Here is a 20,467-nt window from a genome sequence, read left to right on the forward strand (position 1 = left end):
CTCATTTATTTTCCAAACCTTTGTCGAAACCCACATTTTCGGCATAATTCCTCTACCGCTTCCCGTCTTGAAAAGCCATCAACTAAATTTTGCGCTCGTTCCATTTTTATAATATCTGAAAAAGAATCTTTATAAATATTCCCAAGATCAATAACACCTTCCCCATCTAAACAACAAGGAACGACCGTCCCATTCGATAAAATGGCCGCTTGATTTCGCAATCCATAACAAAATCCTTTTCCGTCATCTTCTTCCTCATCCAATGACGGCCATTTAAATTCATAATCTTGATTTATATACACACGTTCTGCAATTTGTATCCCACCACCTGGCTCTACTCGCTCCTCAATTTGATAGTCTAGATCAAATGCCTTTTCAATCATCGCGAGCAATGCACGATTTCGTTTACTTTCCGCGTTCGTCCGGTTATCTTGTGAAAGGTTCCAAAGCCTAAATGATACAATCATATTCGTCTCTTTCGTTTGTTCTTTTACAAAATCAATGATTTTCTGCATATACCCTTCCCGATCAGGCAAATTATTATCATCGAAACTATGTAGGGAAAAATTCATTTGGCGAATCGCAGGCTTATTCACCAATTGCTCTCGTCGTTTTTCAATTAATGTACCATTTGTCGTAATATTTACTTTGAATCCTTTTTCAGCACTAATATCAAGCAATTCTCCGATTTTCGGATGTAAAAGTGGTTCCCCTTTTACGTGTAAATTAATATAATCGGTATGTGGCTTAATTTGATCCAATCTCATCGCAAAATCTTCCGGTGAAACGAACTGCCTCGCCCGAATCGTCGGCGGACAAAAACTACACGCTAAATTACATACGCTCGTAATTTCCAAATAAAATTTCTTAAACTTCTTTACCTTTTCCATCTATATCCCCTATCATTTTTCAATATCTCTTATCCTCATTGTAGCCTATTCTATTAATTATTGTAGGATAATCGATGGTTTTAGTTATAAGTAGAAAAAGTAAACAATGATACAGCCACCATCACTGATGTTTTCGAATTCTATGTACGACGAAATAACACTACTTTCGTACTAACTTTTCTATGAATATAGCAAATGGAGCAAACAAAAAACCACCATATGAACATCATATGATGGTTTCCTGCACTTATAAAACCCATACTGCAATTGCTAATAACAGTCCAAACGAAAGGTGATGGTATGCAGCTCTTTTCATACAAGCCTTTTCTTCTTCATCTGTTCTGAATGTCTGTAACAGTTTCCATGCAAATGGAATCGCTCCAAACGTAAGCAATACAGTCCAATGAAGTAAGCCAAATAACACAAAACAGAACATCGAAATATATATGACCATACACAAACTAGCTAACAGTCGAATCGCATTCTTCCGTCCTAGTAAAATCGCTACTGTAACACGGAAAGGCTTATCTTTTTCTATATCTCGAATATTATTCGTTAAAATCATCGTCGCAATTAACAATCCGAATACAATGGCCACCCCGATTATTTCCGTCGAAATATATCCCGTTTGAACAACATAGGATAATATCGTCACAACAACTCCTAAAAAGAGAAAGGCAATCATTTCTCCCATCGCAATTGCGGAAAAAGCGTACTTCCCGGCGGAATACTTTATTCCTGCTAGTATGCTTAATATCCCGACAAGAATAATCCATTCATGACTCATCTTCGCCAGCCATAATCCACCAATACAAGCAATTACAGTTAAAATTGCTGCAACGATAGGAATAGCATGTAAAGCAATATAACTACTCGTATCCTCTTTATCTTCTGTCCATTTTTCTACATCTTGTCCGTGTATAAAGTCAAAATAATCGTTCAACATATTAACTACCACTTGAATAAGGACAGCTGTTATGAGAAACACGAAAAAAACGGACCATGATCCTTCACCATCTTTAAATGCAAGCCCTGTTCCGACTAAAATTGGAGTCATTGTTCCAGATAATGTGAGTGGACGAATTAATTGGAGCCATGTGCCACGATAATAATAATCTTTCCGCACTTCCTTTTGCATCTCATGTCGCTCTATATATCCCATTTTCATCATCCTTTCTGCCATGTTTTATAACAATACCATCGTATACACTAAGATGAAAAAACAAGCTACTTCCACCGATTCTATCAACATAATCTGTCGAAAGGATCGCTGTAATAAATGACGATTTCCTCGAATCGCCTCTTCCCAAATAACATCATTTTGTAATACGTTCATCGTATGACGATAACCGAATACGATTCCCCATAAAATCGCAAAAACTGCGACGGCAAATGCAAACAATAACTTCTGACCATAAGCAGTCGCGATTATTTGTTCCATACTACCCATTGGTCCAAAAAGCGTACCTAACAATACACCTGTGATGATAACGAGCACTCCTGCAACAGTAAAACCTATATGTGTATGTTTCATCAATATAGTTAAAAAGAAACGTTGTGTCTGAAGGGACATTTTTTGAATGAGTGGAAAGATTCCCCAACCTACGAATAGAATACCTCCAACCCATATTATCGCGAGCAAAATATGTCCCGTTAAAAGTAACGTTCGGATCGTAATCATTGTATATCCCTCCTTACTTTCATTTTACTCCTGTCATCTTATAAAAGATGTGACGTAGGTCATATTTTGGAACATTTTCGCATAAAAAAACGTGATTTGTTTCAACCATTCGGTCTCCTCCAAATCACGTTTTATTCATGTTGGTACCATCCACTACTTTTTGAAAAGTAAACTAGCATTAATGATCGTCGCCTTCTTCCATTCCATAAGTATCGATGAATTGTATCGTCTTATTTAAATTTTCCTTTGCTTCATCTGTTAAAAAATTAAATTGATATTCGTGTGGAATCTCCCCTACTCCTTCATCAAACAACAGTATATCTACCGGAACCCCCACAGTTTCTAATGCTTCCTGCAATGCTTTTCCTTGTTCGGGAAAAGAAAAGGAGTTGCCATCGGTAATATAAGTTGGAGGAAAGTTTTCTGTTACAAATGGCACGACAGATCCTTCCACTAAAAGTTCACTCGTTTTCCAATTTCGCGTTCCAATAAATGCACGCGAAACAGTATTCACAAAAAATTTCATAAATAAACTATCTGACTGTACATCTTTCATTTGTTGTAAATCAACTGGACCACTAAATGATAAAAAAGTACGTATGGTGGATGATGGTACAGATTGTTCTATATTCATTTCCTTTGCATAAGCCTCATTTGTTTGCAATGCAACATATTGTCCAGCAATTTGCGCCCCGGCAGAGTCACCGCCGAACGATAGATTCGATATATCAAGCATTGGAAAATCCTTGCTCTGATTAGAAATAAACGTATATACATCGTCCAATTGTTTAATTTGCCCTGGATATTGTAAAGAAGGTGCTGTTTCATAATCGATAGCGACTACGGCAACACCATTATACGCAGCAATATATGTCGCAAACTCCTCGACTCCTTCTTTATTTCCTGAAACAAACCCACCACCATGTAACCAAATTAATACTGGTACACTATCTTTGGCATTTTTCGGATAGTAAATGTCCAACGTATTATTTTTATAAGAAGATGGATATGTAATATCTTTCAAACTTTGAACTTTGGAAGATGCTTCCATAAACATTTCCTCGTCGGAAATAACGATTGGTTGATCAAACATCTTTTGAATTATATACACTCCAGGTTTAACAGATACAGTAAATGCAAGGACACCTATCATTAATACGAACATAAAACATCCAATTATTCCTAATACAATCTTCCAAAATAATCTCATGTACATGCACCCTATTCCTATCTATTAATCTAAGTATAGATTTCCTAAAAGAAAGGTGCAATAACGTACTACATTTCCTCTAAAGAAATTGCCTGTAATGTCTCGACATCAAAAATGCTCACCTTCCTATGCCCTTCTTGTTTTATAATGCCTTGCTTCTGAAATTTCGTCATTCTTCGACTAATTGTCTCTTGTGTCGTTCCTAAATAAGAGGCTAAATCTCGCTTCGTTACTGGTAAAATAATGTTGGTGCTCTGTTGTTTGTCCATTAGATCCAATAAATAACTAGCTATTCGCGCCTCTACATCTTTCACACTTAATTCCCCAATTAATTTATCTGCCGCATCTAATCTTTGACTAAATTGTTCTAAAATTTTCAATGCAATAGTCGGATATTCCTTCATTAACTGTTGCATTTTATCCCGATGAATCATACAAATATTCGTCTTTTCTAATGCTTCCGCATACGTCTCCAATGTCTTTTCAGTAAATAATGCTAATTCCCCAAAAAATTCCCCCGGTTCTAATATACGTAATACTTGTTCTTTCCCAGACTCAAATAACTGATAAATTTTCACCCGACCAATATGGACGATATATAAATATTCTAAAGGGTCCCAAGCTTGGTAAATAATATCCCCTTTGACATACGTATGATGTTTACTAATTTCAGCAATTTTCACCATTTCATCGATTGCTAAATGATTAAAAAAAGGTACTTTCGCTACACATAATTGTGACACATTAGGATGATTACAAGCCATTTTACTTCCTCCTATTCTAATTCCCATTATACCAAACAACTCAAATAGAAATATTGACCTACATCAATGTAAGGAAAATGGTTCCTACCTATACTATAAGTAGAACATAAATAAAGGAGAAGATAAATATGAAAAAACTAGAATTAACATTAGAAACCTTAAGCTGTCCATCTTGTGTAAAACGCATTGAAGGAACATTAAACAAAACAGAAGGCATCAAACATCCACGTGTACTCTTTCATTCCAGTAAAGTGAAGGTACAATTCGATGAATCCATTATATCAGCAGAGGACATTTCAACCATCGTTGAAAAATTAGGGTTTCCAATCACCCATAAAAAGATAGCTTAATGAAAAAATCAAGGTTAGGGCTATAACTAATCTGTCCCAACCTTGATTCATCAAAGAAAGAAGGGAAATAAATGAAAAAAATTCAACTCGTATGGATATCTGGACTGTTATTGCTCCTTGCTCTCATTTGTCATATGTTTGATTTCGCCCTCTTAAAAAATAGCGCACTTCTTTTAGCGACTTTTATTGCGGGAGCTACGACTGCAAAAACAGCTTTTCAAACAATAAAAATGAAAGCGTTCAGTATCGAGTTATTAGTAACGATTGCAGTTATTGGAGCACTTTTTATCGGTGAATATGTAGAAGCTGCTGCCGTGACATTTCTATTTTTATTCGGTTCTTATTTAGAAGCGAGATCATTAGAAAAAACACGTGCCTCCTTACAAACATTATTAGATATGAGTCCTTTAGAAGCTACCTTCATTAAAAATGGCGAAAAAACAATACTTCCTATCAAGGAAATTCATGAAGGAGATATCCTCGCCATTCAATCTGGTGAAAAAGTGGCTGTCGATGGAAAAATCATTTCCGGTCAAGCGAGCATAAACGAAGCGACGATTACAGGTGAATCTGTTCCAAAAAACAAAACGACAGAAGACTATGTGTTCAGTGGTACTATGATTGACCAAGGATATATTGAAATAATCGCTGAAAAAGTTGGAGACGATACAACATTCGCCAAAATTATCGAACTTGTAGAAGAAGCACAGGAAACGAAAGCAACAACGCAAAAATTTCTGGAAAGGTTTGCCAATATATACACACCTAGCATTATAGTATTGTCTTTATTCGTCTTACTTTTCACCAAAAACATTGAATTAACCTTAACTTTTCTCGTCATTGCATGTCCAGGTGCATTAGTCATTTCTGCCCCTGTTTCACTCGTCGCTGGTATTGGAAACGGCGCACGGAAAGGGACATTAATTAAAGGTGGAGAAGTAATGGAAAATCTCGCGGAGGTAGATGTAGTCGTTTTTGATAAAACGGGAACTTTAACAGAAGGAAAACCTTCCATTACCAACATTCAGACATATGGCATCGATGAAAACAGCTTATTAAAAATGGCGGCAGAAGCGGAAGTTATTTCAGAACACCATTTAGGACGCACAATTGTTCAAGAAGCAAAAAAACGGCATATTCCATTAGAAAAAGAGCCAAGCCATTTCAACATCGTAAAAGGCCATGGATTACACGCAACATTAGATGGCCAACATGTGGTTATCGGAAATCGGCAATTAGTAAGGGACCAACAAATAAACATACACAACCACATTGAAAATGACGCCATACAACAAGAAAAGGCCGGAAATACTGTCATATTTGTCGCAATCGACCAGACGGTTAGAGGAATTATTTCTATTAAAGATAAAGTGAAATTAGAAGCAAAAACGGCGATAGAACGATTAAAACATAACGGTATAAAACAAACAATCATGCTTACAGGAGACAACCGACATACAGCCGAGCAAGTTGCTACACCACTACACATCGATACAGTGCACGCTGAAATGTTACCTGAAGACAAAGTGTTGTTTGTGAAGCAATTAAAAGAAAAAGGGTATCGTGTTGCAATGGTCGGTGATGGTATTAACGACGCACCAGCACTTGCTTTAGCAGACGTCGGACTTGCGATGGGTATTGCAGGAACAGATGTTGCAATGGAAACCGCGGATGTCGTCTTAATGAATGATCAGTTACATGCGATTCCGTCTGCTATTTCTCTAGCGAAGGCAACCGTAAAAAATATGCAACAAAATATGTTTTTTGCCGTCGGAACGGTCATCTTACTGTTAATTGGTGTGTTACTAGGAAAAGTATTTTTAGCATCAGGTATGCTCATTCACGAACTTAGCGTATTAGCTGTCGTGCTCAACGCATTACGACTTATCCGCTTCAACGACAAACGAAACAAACATATTCATACGGCACCGCCAACAATCGAAGTACAATCAAATGGGTAAATACACCTTAGAATCGTCCCTCACATCCACGCAACGCTTGTTCTATATAAAAACAAGCGCCCTTACAGCACTAAAAATATAAGCAGAGGAGATAATTTTCCTCTGCTTATTTTTCGAAATATTACACGATAAAAGTTATTTCTTCGACAATAACCTTCATCCTTTTACTGACAAATTATACAAATAATATCTTTTAAGCTATGATAAAACTATGCAACATTAGATAGAGGAGGGAAGCTATGCCGTTCCTTTTTTATATTGTACCAATCCTTTTATTTTTGATCTTCTTTATGATCGAACGACGCACCGTATGGATTGGGTTCTTTTTTCTTATGTTAACTGGTTATTTATTGACGCTCACGATTGTTTATTTAGAGTTTTTTCACCAAAAAATCGTATTAACAATCGTCGTCATTTTAGTTGCTCTTATTATTTTATTAATTCCGTTATATGTACTTTCCTTTATTATTGCCTTCATTACGTCTGGTATTCGATTAATAAAACGAGAAGGCCGAAAATTGCATAACTTTTTAAGTCTAACATTCGGACTCTTTATCATTGCGTGGGTCATTGCAATCAATTTTATTTCTATACCAGAAGAATTGCCGTTTTTATATAGTGTTTCATTCCTTGTATCTACTACTATTACGTATATGATGGTAGTAATGATTAGTTTTGCAATCGCTGCTTTACTAAATCAATTTAGAAATCCATGGAAAACATACGATTATATTATCGTACTCGGCAGTGGTATAATCGGGGATCGTGTTCCACCATTACTAGCAAGTCGTATTGATAAAGGGATCGCATTATTTCATACATTTCACACACAAGACCACCCAGTAAAATTAATCTTTACAGGTGGGCAAGGTGGAGATGAATTACTACCTGAAGGGGTAGCGATGGCTAAATATGCGCAAGAGAAAGGGATAGAAGAAGCACATATTATTATAGAAGATAAAGCGGTTAACACGTACGAAAACTTATTATTTTCAAAACAACTAATTGACCAAGATTTAGAAAAAGAAAACAAACCCAATAAACCTAACATTCTTACCGTCACGAATAACTTCCATGTGTTCCGTTCTTTATTATGGGCAAAAAAAGTGGGAGTACGATGTGACGGCGCAGGGTCTAAAACGAAATTTTACTTTTGGATAAATGCCCTCATCCGTGAATTTATCGGTGTATTATACATGCAACGAACATTCCATATTGCTATGTTTATTCTAATCTTCATCACTGCAATTGTTGTATATATTATGACAAAATTTTATGTTCTACCTTTTAAAATGCCCACATAACGAAAAACTCGCCGATATTCGTTATATGTGAACGAGTATCGACGATTTTTTCATCTTTTATGTTAAAATTTTCGCATGAATTTTATAAATGTATCGACAAACCCTTGTAAAAATTGGACGGTACTCTCATTCGTTACATTTCCGGCATCATCTAAAAATGTTCCAACATTTGATAAATACATTTCAGGTTGCTGCACAACAGGCATGTTTAAAGAAGTTAATGTTTGTCGCAGATGATGGTTAGCACCGAAAGCCCCTAGTCCTCCTGGTGATTGACTAATAATTCCTGCCGGCTTATTATTCCACACATTGTCAGTTTTTGGACGAGAACCGATATCGAAAGCATTTTTCAATACAGCCGGAACAGAACGATTATATTCCGGTGTCACAATTAAAAATCCATCAAACGTTTTTACCTTTTCACGAAAAGATTGCACGTCACTCGGCACATTATCTTCCTCATCAAAATCTTGATTGTAAAAAGGCAAATGTCCAATCTCAATCAACTCTGTTTCAACATCGTCTGGAAAAAGTGTTGCAGTAAATAAAGCAATTTTTTTCGAAAAGGATTCTTTACGTAAACTACCAATTAATATTCCAACTTTAGCCATATACGATCGACCTTCCTTTTTATATTAGGATGTGTCTTACTTCTTTCATCTATTCCTTTTCTACGCTCTATCTAAACCATATTAATCAAATAATAACATAACTTTTCCTTTATTTACTGAATTAGCTGCTACATAACGAACCGCTTCCTGAATATCACTTATATGATAAAAACTATTTGGTTTCATGCATCTTAACTGTTCCGTTTTTATATATTGCATTAACAGTTGAAATATATGTTGCCATTTTTCATCTGAAACAGTGTGATTCCAATGGCGTAAATGAAACAAAGTAGGGTCGACTTTTGTGTTTGTATAAATATCTCTCCAATCCACCTGTACCCCTGACAATAAACCTAATGTTAAAAACTTCCCATGTTCCCGGACCGAAAAAGCTAACTCTGTACCAGATTGGCCCCCAACCGAATCAATTGCAGCATCTACCCCTTTACCGTTTGTAATTTCCATTATTGTTTCATGTAACGGCTCCATCGAAGTATCGATCACAAGGGATGCACCAAGTTCCAGCAATTTCTTCGTATATCGATTGTTTCGTACGACAGCAATATAGGTAAATCCTAATATATTCGCTAACTGGGCAAAAATGCGGCCAATAGCAGAACCAGCTGCATTGACAGCAATTATATCTCCCTTTCGTAATCTTAATGTTTCCGTACATATAACGAATGCAGTTACTGGGTTAATATATAATTGTGCTGCAGTATCATCATCTATAAAAGATGGTACTTCTATGGCATGATGTACAGATGTTTTCACAAATTGTTGCCATGTTCCTTCTCCCCGTAATGGTAAAACGCGTTTTCCAATATAATCCTTCTTCACTTCAGACCCAACTTGTTCGACAATACCTACCCCTTCATACCCGGGTATATTCGGTAAAGGAATCCGGTGGGCATAGGACCCTTTCACTGGAATTAAATCAGACGGGTTAATTGGAGAAGCTATCATCCGAACTAATATATCATGTTTATGTAAAACGGATATTTCTCTTTGTTCGACTTGTAACACCTTTTCTGGAGGGCCGAATGTATGAAATTGTATACATTTCTGTCGCAATTTGCCACTTCCTTCATTGTTTCGTTTACATATTTGAAACTCTTTGTTTACCATGTATGCAATTTCTGTTGAATAAGATAATCTATTTGCGCCACTATATGGTCCATCATTTTATGGACAGGTTGTCGTTTACTTAAACGTGGACCTTGTCCAGACCATAAAGACATCCATTCTGGTCGTTGTTGTTTTGCCGCTTCTTTACGAAGTGGTTGGGTTAACGTATTTTGAATTGGATATTTTGGCAACTCATCTTCATATACTTCCATCTTATCGACAAAATCATTACGAATACCTCTTGCTTCCTTTCCACTAAATACTTTCGTAACGACAGATGCATCTTCTGTACTTTGTAAAATAGCCTCTTTATGTAACTCATTTGCACCACTTTCCTCACTCGTAACAAACGCTGTTCCCATTTGTACTCCTTCTGCCCCTAAAATGAGCGCCGAAAGGATCCCTCGACCATCCATAATCCCGCCAGCTGCAATAACTGGAATCTGAACACGATCTACAACTTGTGGTACTAAAGCAGTCGTTCCAATCATTGCTTCCTTTGACGAATGAAGAAACGTCCCCCGATGTCCACCAGCCTCACTACCTTGAACTACAACGATATCCATACCAATTGCTTCATTCGCTATCGCTTCCTGTACCGTCGTTGCTGTTCCAATTAGTACAATATTTTCCTGCTTTAACCTTTGGACAACTTCTTTCGATGGTATTCCAAATGTAAAACTACATACTGGTACCTTTTCTTCAATAATGACATTTATCTGTTCTTCATATGTAGTGGTTGATGGAGGGTTTACTGCTACTTTCTGTATCTGTAAAGCCTCACGAAAAGGTGCTAAATATGTATCTACTTTTTCTATCTCAGCAATATTTACTTCTGGTGTTTCTGGAACGAATACATTAACGCCAAAAGGATTATCCGTTCGCTTTTTTATTTCCCGAATATGATCACGAAGTTGTGTAGAAGTCATATATCCTGCCCCAATATTTCCAAGCCCTCCATAATTGGATACAGCAGCAACTAATGTTGGTGTCGTGACACCACCTGCCATCCCAGCTTGAATGATTGGATATGTAATATGTAATAAATCTGTTACGCTATTTTCATTCCACATGTCACTTTCTCCTCCTATTTCGTATGATTACTTTTTCACAAAATCTCCTTGCTTTATTTCCTCATCTTGTTCAAATGAAATTCGGATACTTTTCGATGTCTCCGGATCACTTGAGTCGGCTACATGAAAATGAATATGAGGTTCACTGGAGTTTCCAGAATTTCCAACAAGGCCAAGCAAATCACCTTGCTTCACTTTGTCCCCTTCTTTCACCTCAATAGAATCATATTTAAAATGTGCTAAATAACTGAACTCATCATTGCCATGATCGATAATAACATAATTTCCTAAAGGCTCTTTATCATTCATTTTTCCAACTGGTTCATTATCTTTTATCTCATTTTCTACTTTTACAACTGTTCCATCAGCTGGTGCTATATACTTTTCGCCAAAAGCATAGTAATTTTCATTCATCATCGGGTCACCTTCATATGTACTTTGTTCCTCCATTTTTACAAAGTCATAAGCATACCGCTGATTTTCATATTCATAATGGTAGTTCACTAATGGATTAGTCCCACCCCAAAATACAAACCAAGTGTCCTCAAAAGGCATATTAAATTTAGTTTTCGTATACACTTTATCTGTGTCAGGATAGATGTCAAGTGGCATAATTTGCAATCCTTGTACAACATTCTCTTCATCAAATACAGCAATTAATCCTTTTGTGCCCGTGTCATCTGTCCAAACATATTGAACTGCATCATCTCCATACGGCATTTCCGATTGTAAAACATATGTAGAAATATCTTTATGGAAGTCATCTCCCAAAGTTTTTAATTCTTTTACGGAAACCTCTTTCTGAAACGATTCACTCAATTGTCCATATACTTGCTCATAATCGCCTTTTAGAAATGCTTCTACAAATAATTCAGGATCTAATTTTTCCACTTCTTCTTGCTCCTCCTCTTCTACCTTATTATTTGTGTTGCTACAAGCCGCTAAAATAATTAAAAATATTGCCGTGAATAGTGTAAGTAATAAACCTTTTCTCAATTGTATTCCTCCTTCCGCGTCAAAACATCCTTGTACAAATTACTTTTAGTATATCACATGAATTTACACTTCCATCTTCGTAAAATAAAAACCTTTCCCAACAACTTGAGAAAGGTGTGATATGATTGTTGCCATCTTTATCTAGCTAAACATTTGTATAATCTATCAAATATTGTTATTTTCTATTTGCTTAATATAATCTTCTACTAAATAACCGTACTTATTTTGAGTAAGATAACGAATGAATTCTACTTTTCTATTTGGGTCTTTCGCATAAGCTTGTTCCTCTTGATAAAATTTGCCCTCGAAAGTCATGTCAGCGAGCTTTCGTAATAAAATCTCAGGTGTAAATATTTTAATATTAACTCTTACATACTTTCCATCCACATTCATTTGATCAAGTACTTCTATTTCATTGTATCCTGCTTCCCAATCAACAATATTTTCATAATATACTTTTTGGGTCTGTTTTCCCGTTTGTAAAATAAAATATGTATCTGTTTCCTGGTAAGACATATTATGTGCTCTTTTTATTATAATCGTAACGGAAATAAATATGACCGACATTACAGTAAATACAGTCCCCATTTCCATTTCGTCCATGATAAAACCTATCATTGCAAAAAACAATGAAAATATACTAATGAATAATAGAACATTGGCAATAACCCTTTCTAATGTGCCAGGCTTTTGCACATTATTTTCAATTTCCGGTTTATATACCTTATTTCTTACTGACTGAATCACTATACGGATGATCATAATTATGACAATTGTAATAATAGCTATTAAAATAGTAGGATTCACTGATGTTATCTCCTTTCAAATATGTTCGTTAGTTGCGCTTTTTTTACATACTATCATATTTGTTTACTTTTAGTCATACATTATGTAAATATGCTTTTTACCCATAAACAAAAAATGACAAGTTTGTTACCAGTGATTCAAATTGGAAACAAACTTGTCAATCATTAAAAATACTTTAGTTCTGAACATGCTTACCTATAAAATTGATATACTTTTATTCAATTCTTTTCGCAGTTATTGGTTATCAACATTTGGGTGTTCTTCATAAGTTTCAATTTTATTAATTGTTTTAATCTCCCCGTCCACAATTTCAAATACTTTCCACATGTTCCCATCTATATTTGTAGGAACATTGTACGTCTGGATTAAATTATTTCCTTTATATACTTCCACTTTTGCCGAAGATTTTGCTAGATCCTTTTTATTACTCTCTGTAATCTGCCATCCAGAATAATTAAACACATTATATTTGTACGTACCATCAGTAATTTGATTTATCACTGTAATAGTTTCTGGACCAAAGGAAGATACATCATCCCTGTCTAAGTTTACTTCTGTTTCTGCATCTTCATAAACTTTATTGTTCCAATAAATATGGAAGCGTCCACCATCCGCTTTTGGTCCTGTTAAATGGGAGTCTAAATCACTTGGCTCCTCACCCCAAGTTAATACTATTCGCATTTCCTCTTCTTCTAATTCAGGTGTTATGGTTGCGTTTTGATTTGGTTTCTCCCTATCTCCAATAGCTACAATATTTTTCGTTGTGGAAACATATCCTTCAGCCGAAAGAAGTAACGTATAGTTACCACCTGGCAATTCAACCGAATAATATCCGGCTTCATCTGTTGTAATCGTATCAATTACCTCTCCTGATGAGTTATTTTTACCTTTCACCACACTGATTTCTACATTAGGTACACCTTCACCAGTTAATGCATCTGTTATTGTACCTGAAGCCGTTCCCTCTCCAGCATGTTCTTCGGATACTAAATATAAGTTTAAATCAGATGTGGTTGTTTCATCTGCGGTTATATTTACTGTTTCACTTTCTGCAATATATCCATCTGCAGTCGCTTTAACTACATGTGTACCTACTGAAATATCCGTTTCGTATTCACCATTGCTATTTGTTTGAACAGTAATATTCGAACCATCTTCCGCCGTTATTTCTACTGTTGCTCCCTCAATTGTTTCTTCTGTAATAGCATCAAAAACTTGTCCTTTTAAAGTTCCTTGATATTCTGTAATAGTAACTGTTATCGAAGTAGTAACTTCTTCTCCATTCGCATCATATACAGCCGTTACTGTTATTTCATCTCCAGCTTCTGCAGCATCCGTTGCATGGACTTCTAATCCTTCGTCACCCACTTTAACTTCAACTTTTTCTGCATCAGAAATATTAAAGCTTAAATGATCATCTTCAACAAGCTCTTCTACATCCCCTGAAGTTTTTGTTCCTGTTAATTTAAATGATTCAAATCCACCAGGATTTAACGTAATTTCTGATGGGTCAGCATCAATTTCAATAATTTCGTTAGGTACTTCCGCTGTTACCGTTACTTCAAACTCATAGTCTTTTCCTTCCACTTCAACACTATAAGTATGTGATATAGATTGTTCATAAACAGCACTTTCTGCATTTGCTTCATTACCGTTTATAATAAATGCAGAAGAAAGAATCAATAGTACTAATGCTGTAAATCCAGTTTTAGCTATTTTCTTTCTATATAATCCAACTAAAGCAATTGTGACAAGTACTATAGACGCAATCAATATATAAATATATGTTGCTATCGATGACTCATCACCTGTTTGTGGCTTAGTTTCATCCACACTACCAGTCACCGCTGCATCTTCTAATAAATCATCATCGTCTTCTGAAGGTATAATGACTACCCCTTCATCCGTTTCCTCTTCAGATGCATTGTCCCCTTCTTCAGAATTAGCTTCATCTTCATCAGATTCATTATTATCTTCTTCAGGACTTGCTTCCCCTTCTTCAGATGCATCGTCATCTTCTTCAGGATTAGCTTCACCTATTTCAGGTTTAGGTAATACCGTTTTGAACGACACCTCTTCATTTTCTAGTACGTCAATTTGGTCAAATTGCCAAGTAATATTATTTCCATCTACTGTTAACCCTTCTGTCTCTACCAACTTAAGTTCTTCCGGAAATTCCACATTTACTCGAATGTTTTCCGCCTTATTCGTTTCAGATATATTACTTAAGTCAATATTAGACAAAATTGTCTCATCATATTGATAAGTATCTTTATCAACTGTCGTATTCACATCTAGTACATCTAAGCTCGCAGCACTTACGCTATTAACGAAAACTAGTAATAAAAATATTACACCTACTACTGAAAATAACTTTTTTCTCATGCATCACTCATCCTTTATTAATTTTCCTTGAACTACTAATCGTTCATTCAAATCATTTGGTGTACAAGTTGCCAGTGTAATTAACTTATCAGAGCTATTTAAATTTTCTTTTAAAGGGAATTTATCAGAGTTCGATTCTAAGGTGTCTATGTAACTTGTGAACTCATGATCATCTTCAAATTTAACTTGCATCCATTCTTCGGTATATGTTTCATAGGCCGTAAAAATCTCCCATTCATATGTCTTATCTTGAAATTCAAACGTAATTTTAGGGTTATTACTAACATCTTCATGAATTAACTTTTTTAAAGACCCAAACATGCTTTCATCTTTCATGTTATGACCATAGATAATAGTATTCTTACCTAAATGTTCGCTAGAATTTCGATAATCCATAAAAATAGCTCCGACTTTATCAGGTTCATTATAAAAATTATGATTTAGATAATATTCATTGTTATCAGTTACTACTACTGGATATTCAATCTCTGTTCCTTCAACTGAAATCCAACCAATATAATCTTTATTCATTTCTAAAAGTTTTTGTTCATTATTAGGTTCGTCATTGTATATTTGAGCTAGTTCTTCATATTTTTCTTCAGATACTTTATATTCATTTATATAACTATGTATGTTTATTCCAGCATATAGCATACCGCTTACACCTATCAGCAACATTAAAATTGAAAATCCCTTTTTAATGTATATCACCACCCTTCGAAATATGTTTCAATATCAATATATACAAATATCTTTTTCTACATAAATTTAATAGATGAACGAATATTCTGATTTTTTATTGAGTCATAAGCATATGGATTTATATATGATATTTAGGCTAAAATAAAAGTCCAAATAGTATAAATATTTGGACTAAACTGAATTATATAATAGTTGTTATTTTTTTACAACAGAATATAAATAAAATATTAACAAATCATTACAAAGTCTATTAATACTTCGCTAAGAACATAAGTCTATAAATACCACTCTCATAAATCTTTTAATATTATGCCACATGATACAATCACTTTATAATTCTTTGGCATTTTCTAAGACTTCATCGGGTACGACAATTTCTTTTACATCATTTTGATTTTGATACGTCTTTATCGTTTCATACGTTACGGACATTTCGCCTTTTTCCTCTTTATATTCCATATCATATGCATATGATTTATTTGTCGTAATCGTTTCTAAATATAATGTTTCTTTATTAATTTTCATTGTAACATCCATCTCATTTACTTTATATCCTTCACCAGAAACACCTATTTCTCCTTGATCTGATTCTTGGTCATTTTTAGCTATTTGTTCAAGATCTAAGTTAAAAGTCAAAATATAATGCTCTTCTGTTTCTTCAAAATCTTCATCTACGGCTACATCACGATACCGTTGTACTTGTTTATCAAGGTGAATTTTTTCCTGGTCTTGCAATTCTTCTTCTGTATATTCACTTTCCTTCTTGCTCCACTCATCTCCTTGCAATAGCATATAAGAAATACCATCTACAAGATAAATTCCACCCTCTTTTGCAAAAAATTCTTTCTGTAGATGATCTGAGTCGTCTAATTGTTCTTGCTCGATTTTCAATTCAAATTGGAAGGGAGAGAAAATAACATTCGTTTCTTCTTTCGCAAATAGGTGATTTTTTTCATCGTTAAATGTTTCGACCGTATCTTTTTCCTCTATCGTTGAATAACTTTCAAATTCATTATTTACCTTTGTTGCTTCTTTAATAATTTGCTCCACATCAGGTTCTTCGTCATTCGTATCATTTCCTTGATTATTTTCTGTAGCTTCGTTGTCTTTATTACGTTGTTCATTTTGCGAAGAGTCATTACTTTCACTTGTATCCTCACTACATGCCATAAGTAGACTTATCACAACAAGACTAAGCATTATTGCTTTTATGTATTTATTCATCATCTACACTCCAATCCCACGTTAATAACATCTATATACCCATTTTTTTAAAAAATAATCTATCGAAATCCCTTTATTTCTAGGGACACGATTCCATAAAATAAGTCGACATATAAAAACCTTGCTATCCACATTTGATGCAAGGAATTTATTATAATATGAAGTGTTTTTACTTACATTTGAATTACTGCTCTTTATATTTTTATTTCTTTGTTTTTAATTGGATAAATCTAACAGAGATGCTTCTCCGGTGCAAAGGTTTGCCAAAGATATAATTTGTATCCATTTCAACTCATGCACTATTTCCGCTCCACCTTTATTCTTCGCTCTTCCTTATAATGTCTACATAATAAATAAAAAGTAACTAAGCATAGCACATATAAAACAGTATATACATTCGCAATAGTGCCTATTATTTCATTAATTGAATCCGCTTCAATAAAAATATCGTATGGATTATTGTTCCGGTATTTCAAACCAATAGATGATTTGTATTCGTAATTATGATAAGTTGCTCTTGTTACTCCCTTCTTTACTTGATATGTTTCTGGAATGTCAACACTAAACTGTACAATATATTTAAGAATATAAACGTTTTATAGTACTGATTGAAATGCTCCTTAATGTAAATAGATCACACATCTTTTCACTTGAGCCTCTGCGGGCGTGAATTATTTGCCAGGATGCCAGCTAATTTAAAAACCACGCTGGCATATGCGTGAGAGGCTCTCACGCCCGCCACTCCAAGTAAAGTGGCCGTATTTAATTTAGATAGCGGTTTGCTCTACCTGATGGTGGAGCTTGTACTCCCTTGGCGTTAAATAGTCTAGCGATTCATGAATACGAATATTATTAAACCAATTGACGTAGTCAAATAACTCTAGATCCAACTCTGCCTGACTAGAGAAAACTGTTCCATTGACGAACTCTGTTTTAATTGTTTTAAAGGTCGCTTCAGCGACTGCGTTATCGTACGGGGTTCCTTTATCACTTAGTGATCTGTCGATACCAAATGTTGCTAGTGCTTCATCGATTAATTGGTTTTTAAACTCACTTCCACGGTCTGTGTGAAATAATTCAAGGTTATTTAAATTGTATGGTACTGTCGCAAAAGCCTGTTGAACCAACTGTGCATCTTTATGCTGACCAGCACTATGGCCAATAATTTCGCGGTTATATAAATCTACCAACACACAAATGTAATGCCATTTTTGGTGTACCCGAACGTATGTTAAATCACTCACAACTACTTTTAGTTCTTGGTTTTGTTCAAATTCACGGTTTAATGTGTTGCTAATTTCCGATTCATTTACTGCAGATTTTTTAGGCTTAAACTGGGCAACTGTGTATTTAGAGACAAGCCCTTGTTCTTTCATAATTCTACCGATACGGCGACGAGAAACTTGCCAGCCTTTCTTTTGAAGTTCTCTTTTAATTTTTCTCTGGCCATAAACCCGTCTGTTATCATTGAATATTTTTACAATTAATTTTGTTAGTTCATCATCTGCTTTTGTATCACGTTCTTTTGCTTCATAATAGAACGTACTTCTAGGGATCTGTAGGACGTCGCACATTGCTGATATCGAGTATTTGTGAGCGTTATTTCGAATCACATCTACTTTCGTCCCATAATCAGCGCGGCTTGCTTTAAAATATCATTTTCCATCGCAAGTTTTTGATTTTCTTTGCGTAATTTGATTAGTTCTTCTTGATCTGGCGTTCGATTATCCTTTTCTTCAAACGAGCCTGATCCATTGTACTGGCTAATCCATCTATCAAAAGAAGACGGTGTCAATTCGTACTCTTTGATAATCTCGGCTCTTGGTTTACCTGAGGCATGTAGCTGAGCGATTTGTTCCTTGAATTCTTTTGTGAATGTTCTTCTTGTTCTTCTGGTCATAACTAATTCTCCTCTGACTAATGATTGAATTCAGTTTATATGACCTTAAATTATTTGTCTAACTAAGTGTAACCGATTCATTCTCCATCTTCCGCAGTAAAGACAATCGTTAATTCATAAGTAGAATAATCTGCCTTAGGTGTAAAGTTCCAATCAAATTCTCTGTCTATAATATGACCCTCTACGAACGTTTGGCCAACAGGTACTACCTTGTAAAATAAATTTAATGAATAAAGAGAGCTATAGGCTAATGCAAGTGGGAGAATGACAAGTAATATACTTGTTCCTAACCTATTACGTTTCTTTTTCTTTGTTCGATACATTTCAAGTTTTTTTAACTTTCGTTCCACAGCTGGAATCGAAACAATACATCCATATAACAAAAAAATAAACATAAAACCTAATATAATAATGAGTAAAATTAATAAAGAACCATCATATATTTGATCCATTTTCGTAAAAAAACCATATTCATCTGTCCCATGACCATGAATAATATCGCCAAATTCCAATGAATCAAATACTTTTTTAGAAACAAAATTGCTACCATTATCATTATCTGTAATTACACTATATCGTGGGCCTAAGAACAATCCCTTTTCACTTTGTTTCTCTAATACATAATATTTAGCATCTAGCTTATCTGACGAAAGAAAAAAACTACTATACATCCAGATTGCCGTTCCTAATAACGCTCCAACTATGCACAAAATAAAAACTGCACTAAAAATATCCTTTAACACTTTCATAACAGTATACTTTCTTTCCTTCCTTTAATCCGAGCGTTCATCTAATACATCAATAGTTCGATAAAATTCTAGTTCACGTTTTAATGCAATGAATTGTTCCATATCTTCTTCCACCGGATTCCCTTTTATTTGTAATGTTTCTAAATATGGAATGGACATCAACACAGATATATCTTCAATATGATTATCTGTCGCAAAAAGCGCAACTAGTTTTCTAAGGTGCTTCACAGATTCAATAGACGATATATTATTTTCACTAACAGTTAATACTTCGAGATTTTCCAATGACGCAACTGGGGAAATATCGCTAAGTTTATTTGACCCAACATTCAATTCAACTAAGTTTTCTAAATTTGTTAATGGTTTAATCGACGTAATTTTGTTCGATTGAACATTAAGCTTTTGCAAAGATGTAAGGTTACGTAAAGGTTCTAACGAAGTTACCTCATTTGACAACATTTCTATTTCCTGTAATTTGGTTAGATTTTTTAAAGGTTCTAATGATTCAATATGATTCATTTCTGCATTCAACAAACGTAATGATTTCAATTTTTTTAATGGTTCCAAAGAACTTATGCTAGTATTTGTGACATCTAGTTCTATCATTTCTGTTAAATTTTCAATAAAATTAAGCGTATCAAGCTTGCTAGAACGTATATTCAGCTTTTTTAGATTCGTTAAATGTTCTATTGGTTCAGGATTCACTCCCTCTCCGATAGCAATATGTAATTC

At 34.8% G+C, this 20,467-nt stretch carries 19 protein-coding genes; 3 read left to right on the forward strand and 16 right to left on the reverse strand.

The genetic code is table 11. The annotated features are described in order from the left end of the window. Positions 1-5: 5 nt before the first annotated feature. From WKT09_RS12070 to WKT09_RS12090, 5 genes are all read right to left on the reverse strand, one after another. Entirely contained in the window at positions 6-890 is an 885-nt protein-coding gene (locus WKT09_RS12070) for a radical SAM/SPASM domain-containing protein (RefSeq protein ID WP_340416261.1), read from the reverse strand. 247 nt (positions 891-1,137) lie between these two features. Further along, positions 1,138-2,052: a 1,4-dihydroxy-2-naphthoate octaprenyltransferase gene (menA, locus tag WKT09_RS12075; protein ID WP_340416262.1), complete on the reverse strand. Its 915-nt coding sequence runs from the start codon at positions 2,050-2,052 to the stop codon at positions 1,138-1,140. A 24-nt stretch (positions 2,053-2,076) separates the two neighbouring features. Continuing rightward, positions 2,077-2,571: a hypothetical protein gene (locus WKT09_RS12080; RefSeq protein WP_340416263.1), complete on the reverse strand. Its 495-nt coding sequence runs from the start codon at positions 2,569-2,571 to the stop codon at positions 2,077-2,079. Between the two features lie 178 nt (positions 2,572-2,749). After that, on the reverse strand, positions 2,750-3,781 hold the full coding sequence (locus WKT09_RS12085) for an alpha/beta hydrolase (protein WP_340416264.1): 1,032 nt from the start codon (positions 3,779-3,781) through the stop codon (positions 2,750-2,752). A gap of 68 nt (positions 3,782-3,849) precedes the next feature. Beyond that, positions 3,850-4,545, reverse strand: a complete 696-nt coding sequence (locus tag WKT09_RS12090) for a Crp/Fnr family transcriptional regulator (protein ID WP_340416265.1) — start codon at positions 4,543-4,545, stop codon at positions 3,850-3,852. Between the two features lie 128 nt (positions 4,546-4,673). On the opposite strand from WKT09_RS12090, the gene WKT09_RS12095 reads away from it, so the two are divergent. The 3 genes from WKT09_RS12095 (at position 4,674) to WKT09_RS12105 (ending at position 8,160) form a co-directional block, all read left to right on the forward strand. Then, a complete protein-coding gene (locus WKT09_RS12095) occupies positions 4,674-4,895 on the forward strand; it encodes a heavy-metal-associated domain-containing protein (RefSeq protein WP_340416266.1) in 222 nt (73 codons plus the stop codon). Positions 4,896-4,966: 71 nt separating this feature from the next. Next, positions 4,967-6,856 (forward strand): heavy metal translocating P-type ATPase, encoded by a 1,890-nt coding sequence (locus WKT09_RS12100; RefSeq protein ID WP_340416267.1) that lies wholly within the window; start codon positions 4,967-4,969, stop codon positions 6,854-6,856. Positions 6,857-7,095: 239 nt separating this feature from the next. Next, entirely contained in the window at positions 7,096-8,160 is a 1,065-nt protein-coding gene (locus WKT09_RS12105) for a YdcF family protein (protein ID WP_340416268.1), read from the forward strand. Positions 8,161-8,222: 62 nt separating this feature from the next. Here the strand turns inward: WKT09_RS12105 and WKT09_RS12110 are convergent, their stop codons facing one another. From WKT09_RS12110 to WKT09_RS12160, 11 genes are all read right to left on the reverse strand, one after another. Further along, positions 8,223-8,771 carry an NADPH-dependent FMN reductase gene (locus WKT09_RS12110; RefSeq protein ID WP_340416269.1) on the reverse strand — a complete coding sequence of 183 codons (549 nt, stop codon included), beginning with the start codon at positions 8,769-8,771 and terminating at the stop codon, positions 8,223-8,225. 81 nt (positions 8,772-8,852) lie between these two features. Then, complete coding sequence (locus tag WKT09_RS12115; RefSeq protein WP_340416270.1) at positions 8,853-9,845, reverse strand: zinc-dependent alcohol dehydrogenase family protein; 993 nt, start codon at positions 9,843-9,845, stop codon at positions 8,853-8,855. A gap of 47 nt (positions 9,846-9,892) precedes the next feature. Next, complete coding sequence (locus tag WKT09_RS12120) at positions 9,893-10,972, reverse strand: NAD(P)H-dependent flavin oxidoreductase (RefSeq protein WP_340416271.1); 1,080 nt, start codon at positions 10,970-10,972, stop codon at positions 9,893-9,895. 27 nt (positions 10,973-10,999) lie between these two features. Further along, positions 11,000-11,968: a M23 family metallopeptidase gene (locus WKT09_RS12125; RefSeq protein ID WP_340416272.1), complete on the reverse strand. Its 969-nt coding sequence runs from the start codon at positions 11,966-11,968 to the stop codon at positions 11,000-11,002. 165 nt (positions 11,969-12,133) lie between these two features. Next, the gene (locus WKT09_RS12130; RefSeq protein ID WP_340416273.1) at positions 12,134-12,775 is read right to left on the reverse strand and encodes a hypothetical protein; all 642 of its coding nucleotides are present in this window, start codon (positions 12,773-12,775) and stop codon (positions 12,134-12,136) included. A gap of 234 nt (positions 12,776-13,009) precedes the next feature. Beyond that, positions 13,010-15,160, reverse strand: a complete 2,151-nt coding sequence (locus WKT09_RS12135; RefSeq protein ID WP_340416274.1) for a carboxypeptidase regulatory-like domain-containing protein — start codon at positions 15,158-15,160, stop codon at positions 13,010-13,012. 3 nt (positions 15,161-15,163) lie between these two features. Further along, positions 15,164-15,874, reverse strand: coding sequence for a class B sortase (srtB, locus tag WKT09_RS12140; protein ID WP_340416275.1), 711 nt, complete (start codon positions 15,872-15,874; stop codon positions 15,164-15,166). 318 nt (positions 15,875-16,192) lie between these two features. After that, positions 16,193-17,086, reverse strand: coding sequence for a DUF6612 family protein (locus tag WKT09_RS12145; protein ID WP_340416276.1), 894 nt, complete (start codon positions 17,084-17,086; stop codon positions 16,193-16,195). Positions 17,087-17,853: 767 nt separating this feature from the next. Next, positions 17,854-18,986, reverse strand: a protein-coding gene (locus WKT09_RS12150) for an IS3 family transposase (RefSeq protein WP_340416277.1) whose coding sequence is annotated in 2 segments (ribosomal slippage) — positions 17,854-18,737 and positions 18,737-18,986 — 1,134 coding nt in all. Because the reading frame shifts where the segments join, the coding sequence is not laid out codon by codon here. Positions 18,987-19,063: 77 nt separating this feature from the next. Further along, positions 19,064-19,735 (reverse strand): hypothetical protein, encoded by a 672-nt coding sequence (locus tag WKT09_RS12155; protein ID WP_340416278.1) that lies wholly within the window; start codon positions 19,733-19,735, stop codon positions 19,064-19,066. 24 nt (positions 19,736-19,759) lie between these two features. Continuing rightward, on the reverse strand, positions 19,760-20,467 hold a 708-nt coding region (locus WKT09_RS12160), incomplete at its 5' end, for a leucine-rich repeat domain-containing protein (protein WP_340416279.1).

This window comes from Pseudogracilibacillus sp. ICA-222130 (genome assembly GCF_037892545.1).
Lineage (GTDB): Bacteria > Bacillota > Bacilli > Bacillales > Amphibacillaceae > Pseudogracilibacillus.

Bases quoted from the DNA above. Each gene is read 5' to 3' on its own strand.
- WKT09_RS12110 (WP_340416269.1), bottom strand. From the start codon at position 8,771: ATGGCTAAAGTTGGAATATTAATTGGTAGTTTACGTAAAGAATCCTTT.
- WKT09_RS12080 (WP_340416263.1), bottom strand. From the start codon at position 2,571: ATGATTACGATCCGAACGTTACTTTTAACGGGACATATTTTGCTCGCG.
- WKT09_RS12155 (WP_340416278.1), bottom strand. From the start codon at position 19,735: ATGAAAGTGTTAAAGGATATTTTTAGTGCAGTTTTTATTTTGTGCATA.
- WKT09_RS12100 (WP_340416267.1), top strand. From the start codon at position 4,967: ATGAAAAAAATTCAACTCGTATGGATATCTGGACTGTTATTGCTCCTT.
- WKT09_RS12145 (WP_340416276.1), bottom strand. From the start codon at position 17,086: ATGAATAAATACATAAAAGCAATAATGCTTAGTCTTGTTGTGATAAGT.
- WKT09_RS12090 (WP_340416265.1), bottom strand. From the start codon at position 4,545: ATGGCTTGTAATCATCCTAATGTGTCACAATTATGTGTAGCGAAAGTA.
- WKT09_RS12070 (WP_340416261.1), bottom strand. From the start codon at position 890: ATGGAAAAGGTAAAGAAGTTTAAGAAATTTTATTTGGAAATTACGAGC.
- WKT09_RS12120 (WP_340416271.1), bottom strand. From the start codon at position 10,972: ATGTGGAATGAAAATAGCGTAACAGATTTATTACATATTACATATCCA.
- WKT09_RS12135 (WP_340416274.1), bottom strand. From the start codon at position 15,160: ATGAGAAAAAAGTTATTTTCAGTAGTAGGTGTAATATTTTTATTACTA.
- menA (WP_340416262.1), bottom strand. From the start codon at position 2,052: ATGGGATATATAGAGCGACATGAGATGCAAAAGGAAGTGCGGAAAGAT.
- WKT09_RS12105 (WP_340416268.1), top strand. From the start codon at position 7,096: ATGCCGTTCCTTTTTTATATTGTACCAATCCTTTTATTTTTGATCTTC.
- WKT09_RS12095 (WP_340416266.1), top strand. From the start codon at position 4,674: ATGAAAAAACTAGAATTAACATTAGAAACCTTAAGCTGTCCATCTTGT.
- WKT09_RS12085 (WP_340416264.1), bottom strand. From the start codon at position 3,781: ATGAGATTATTTTGGAAGATTGTATTAGGAATAATTGGATGTTTTATG.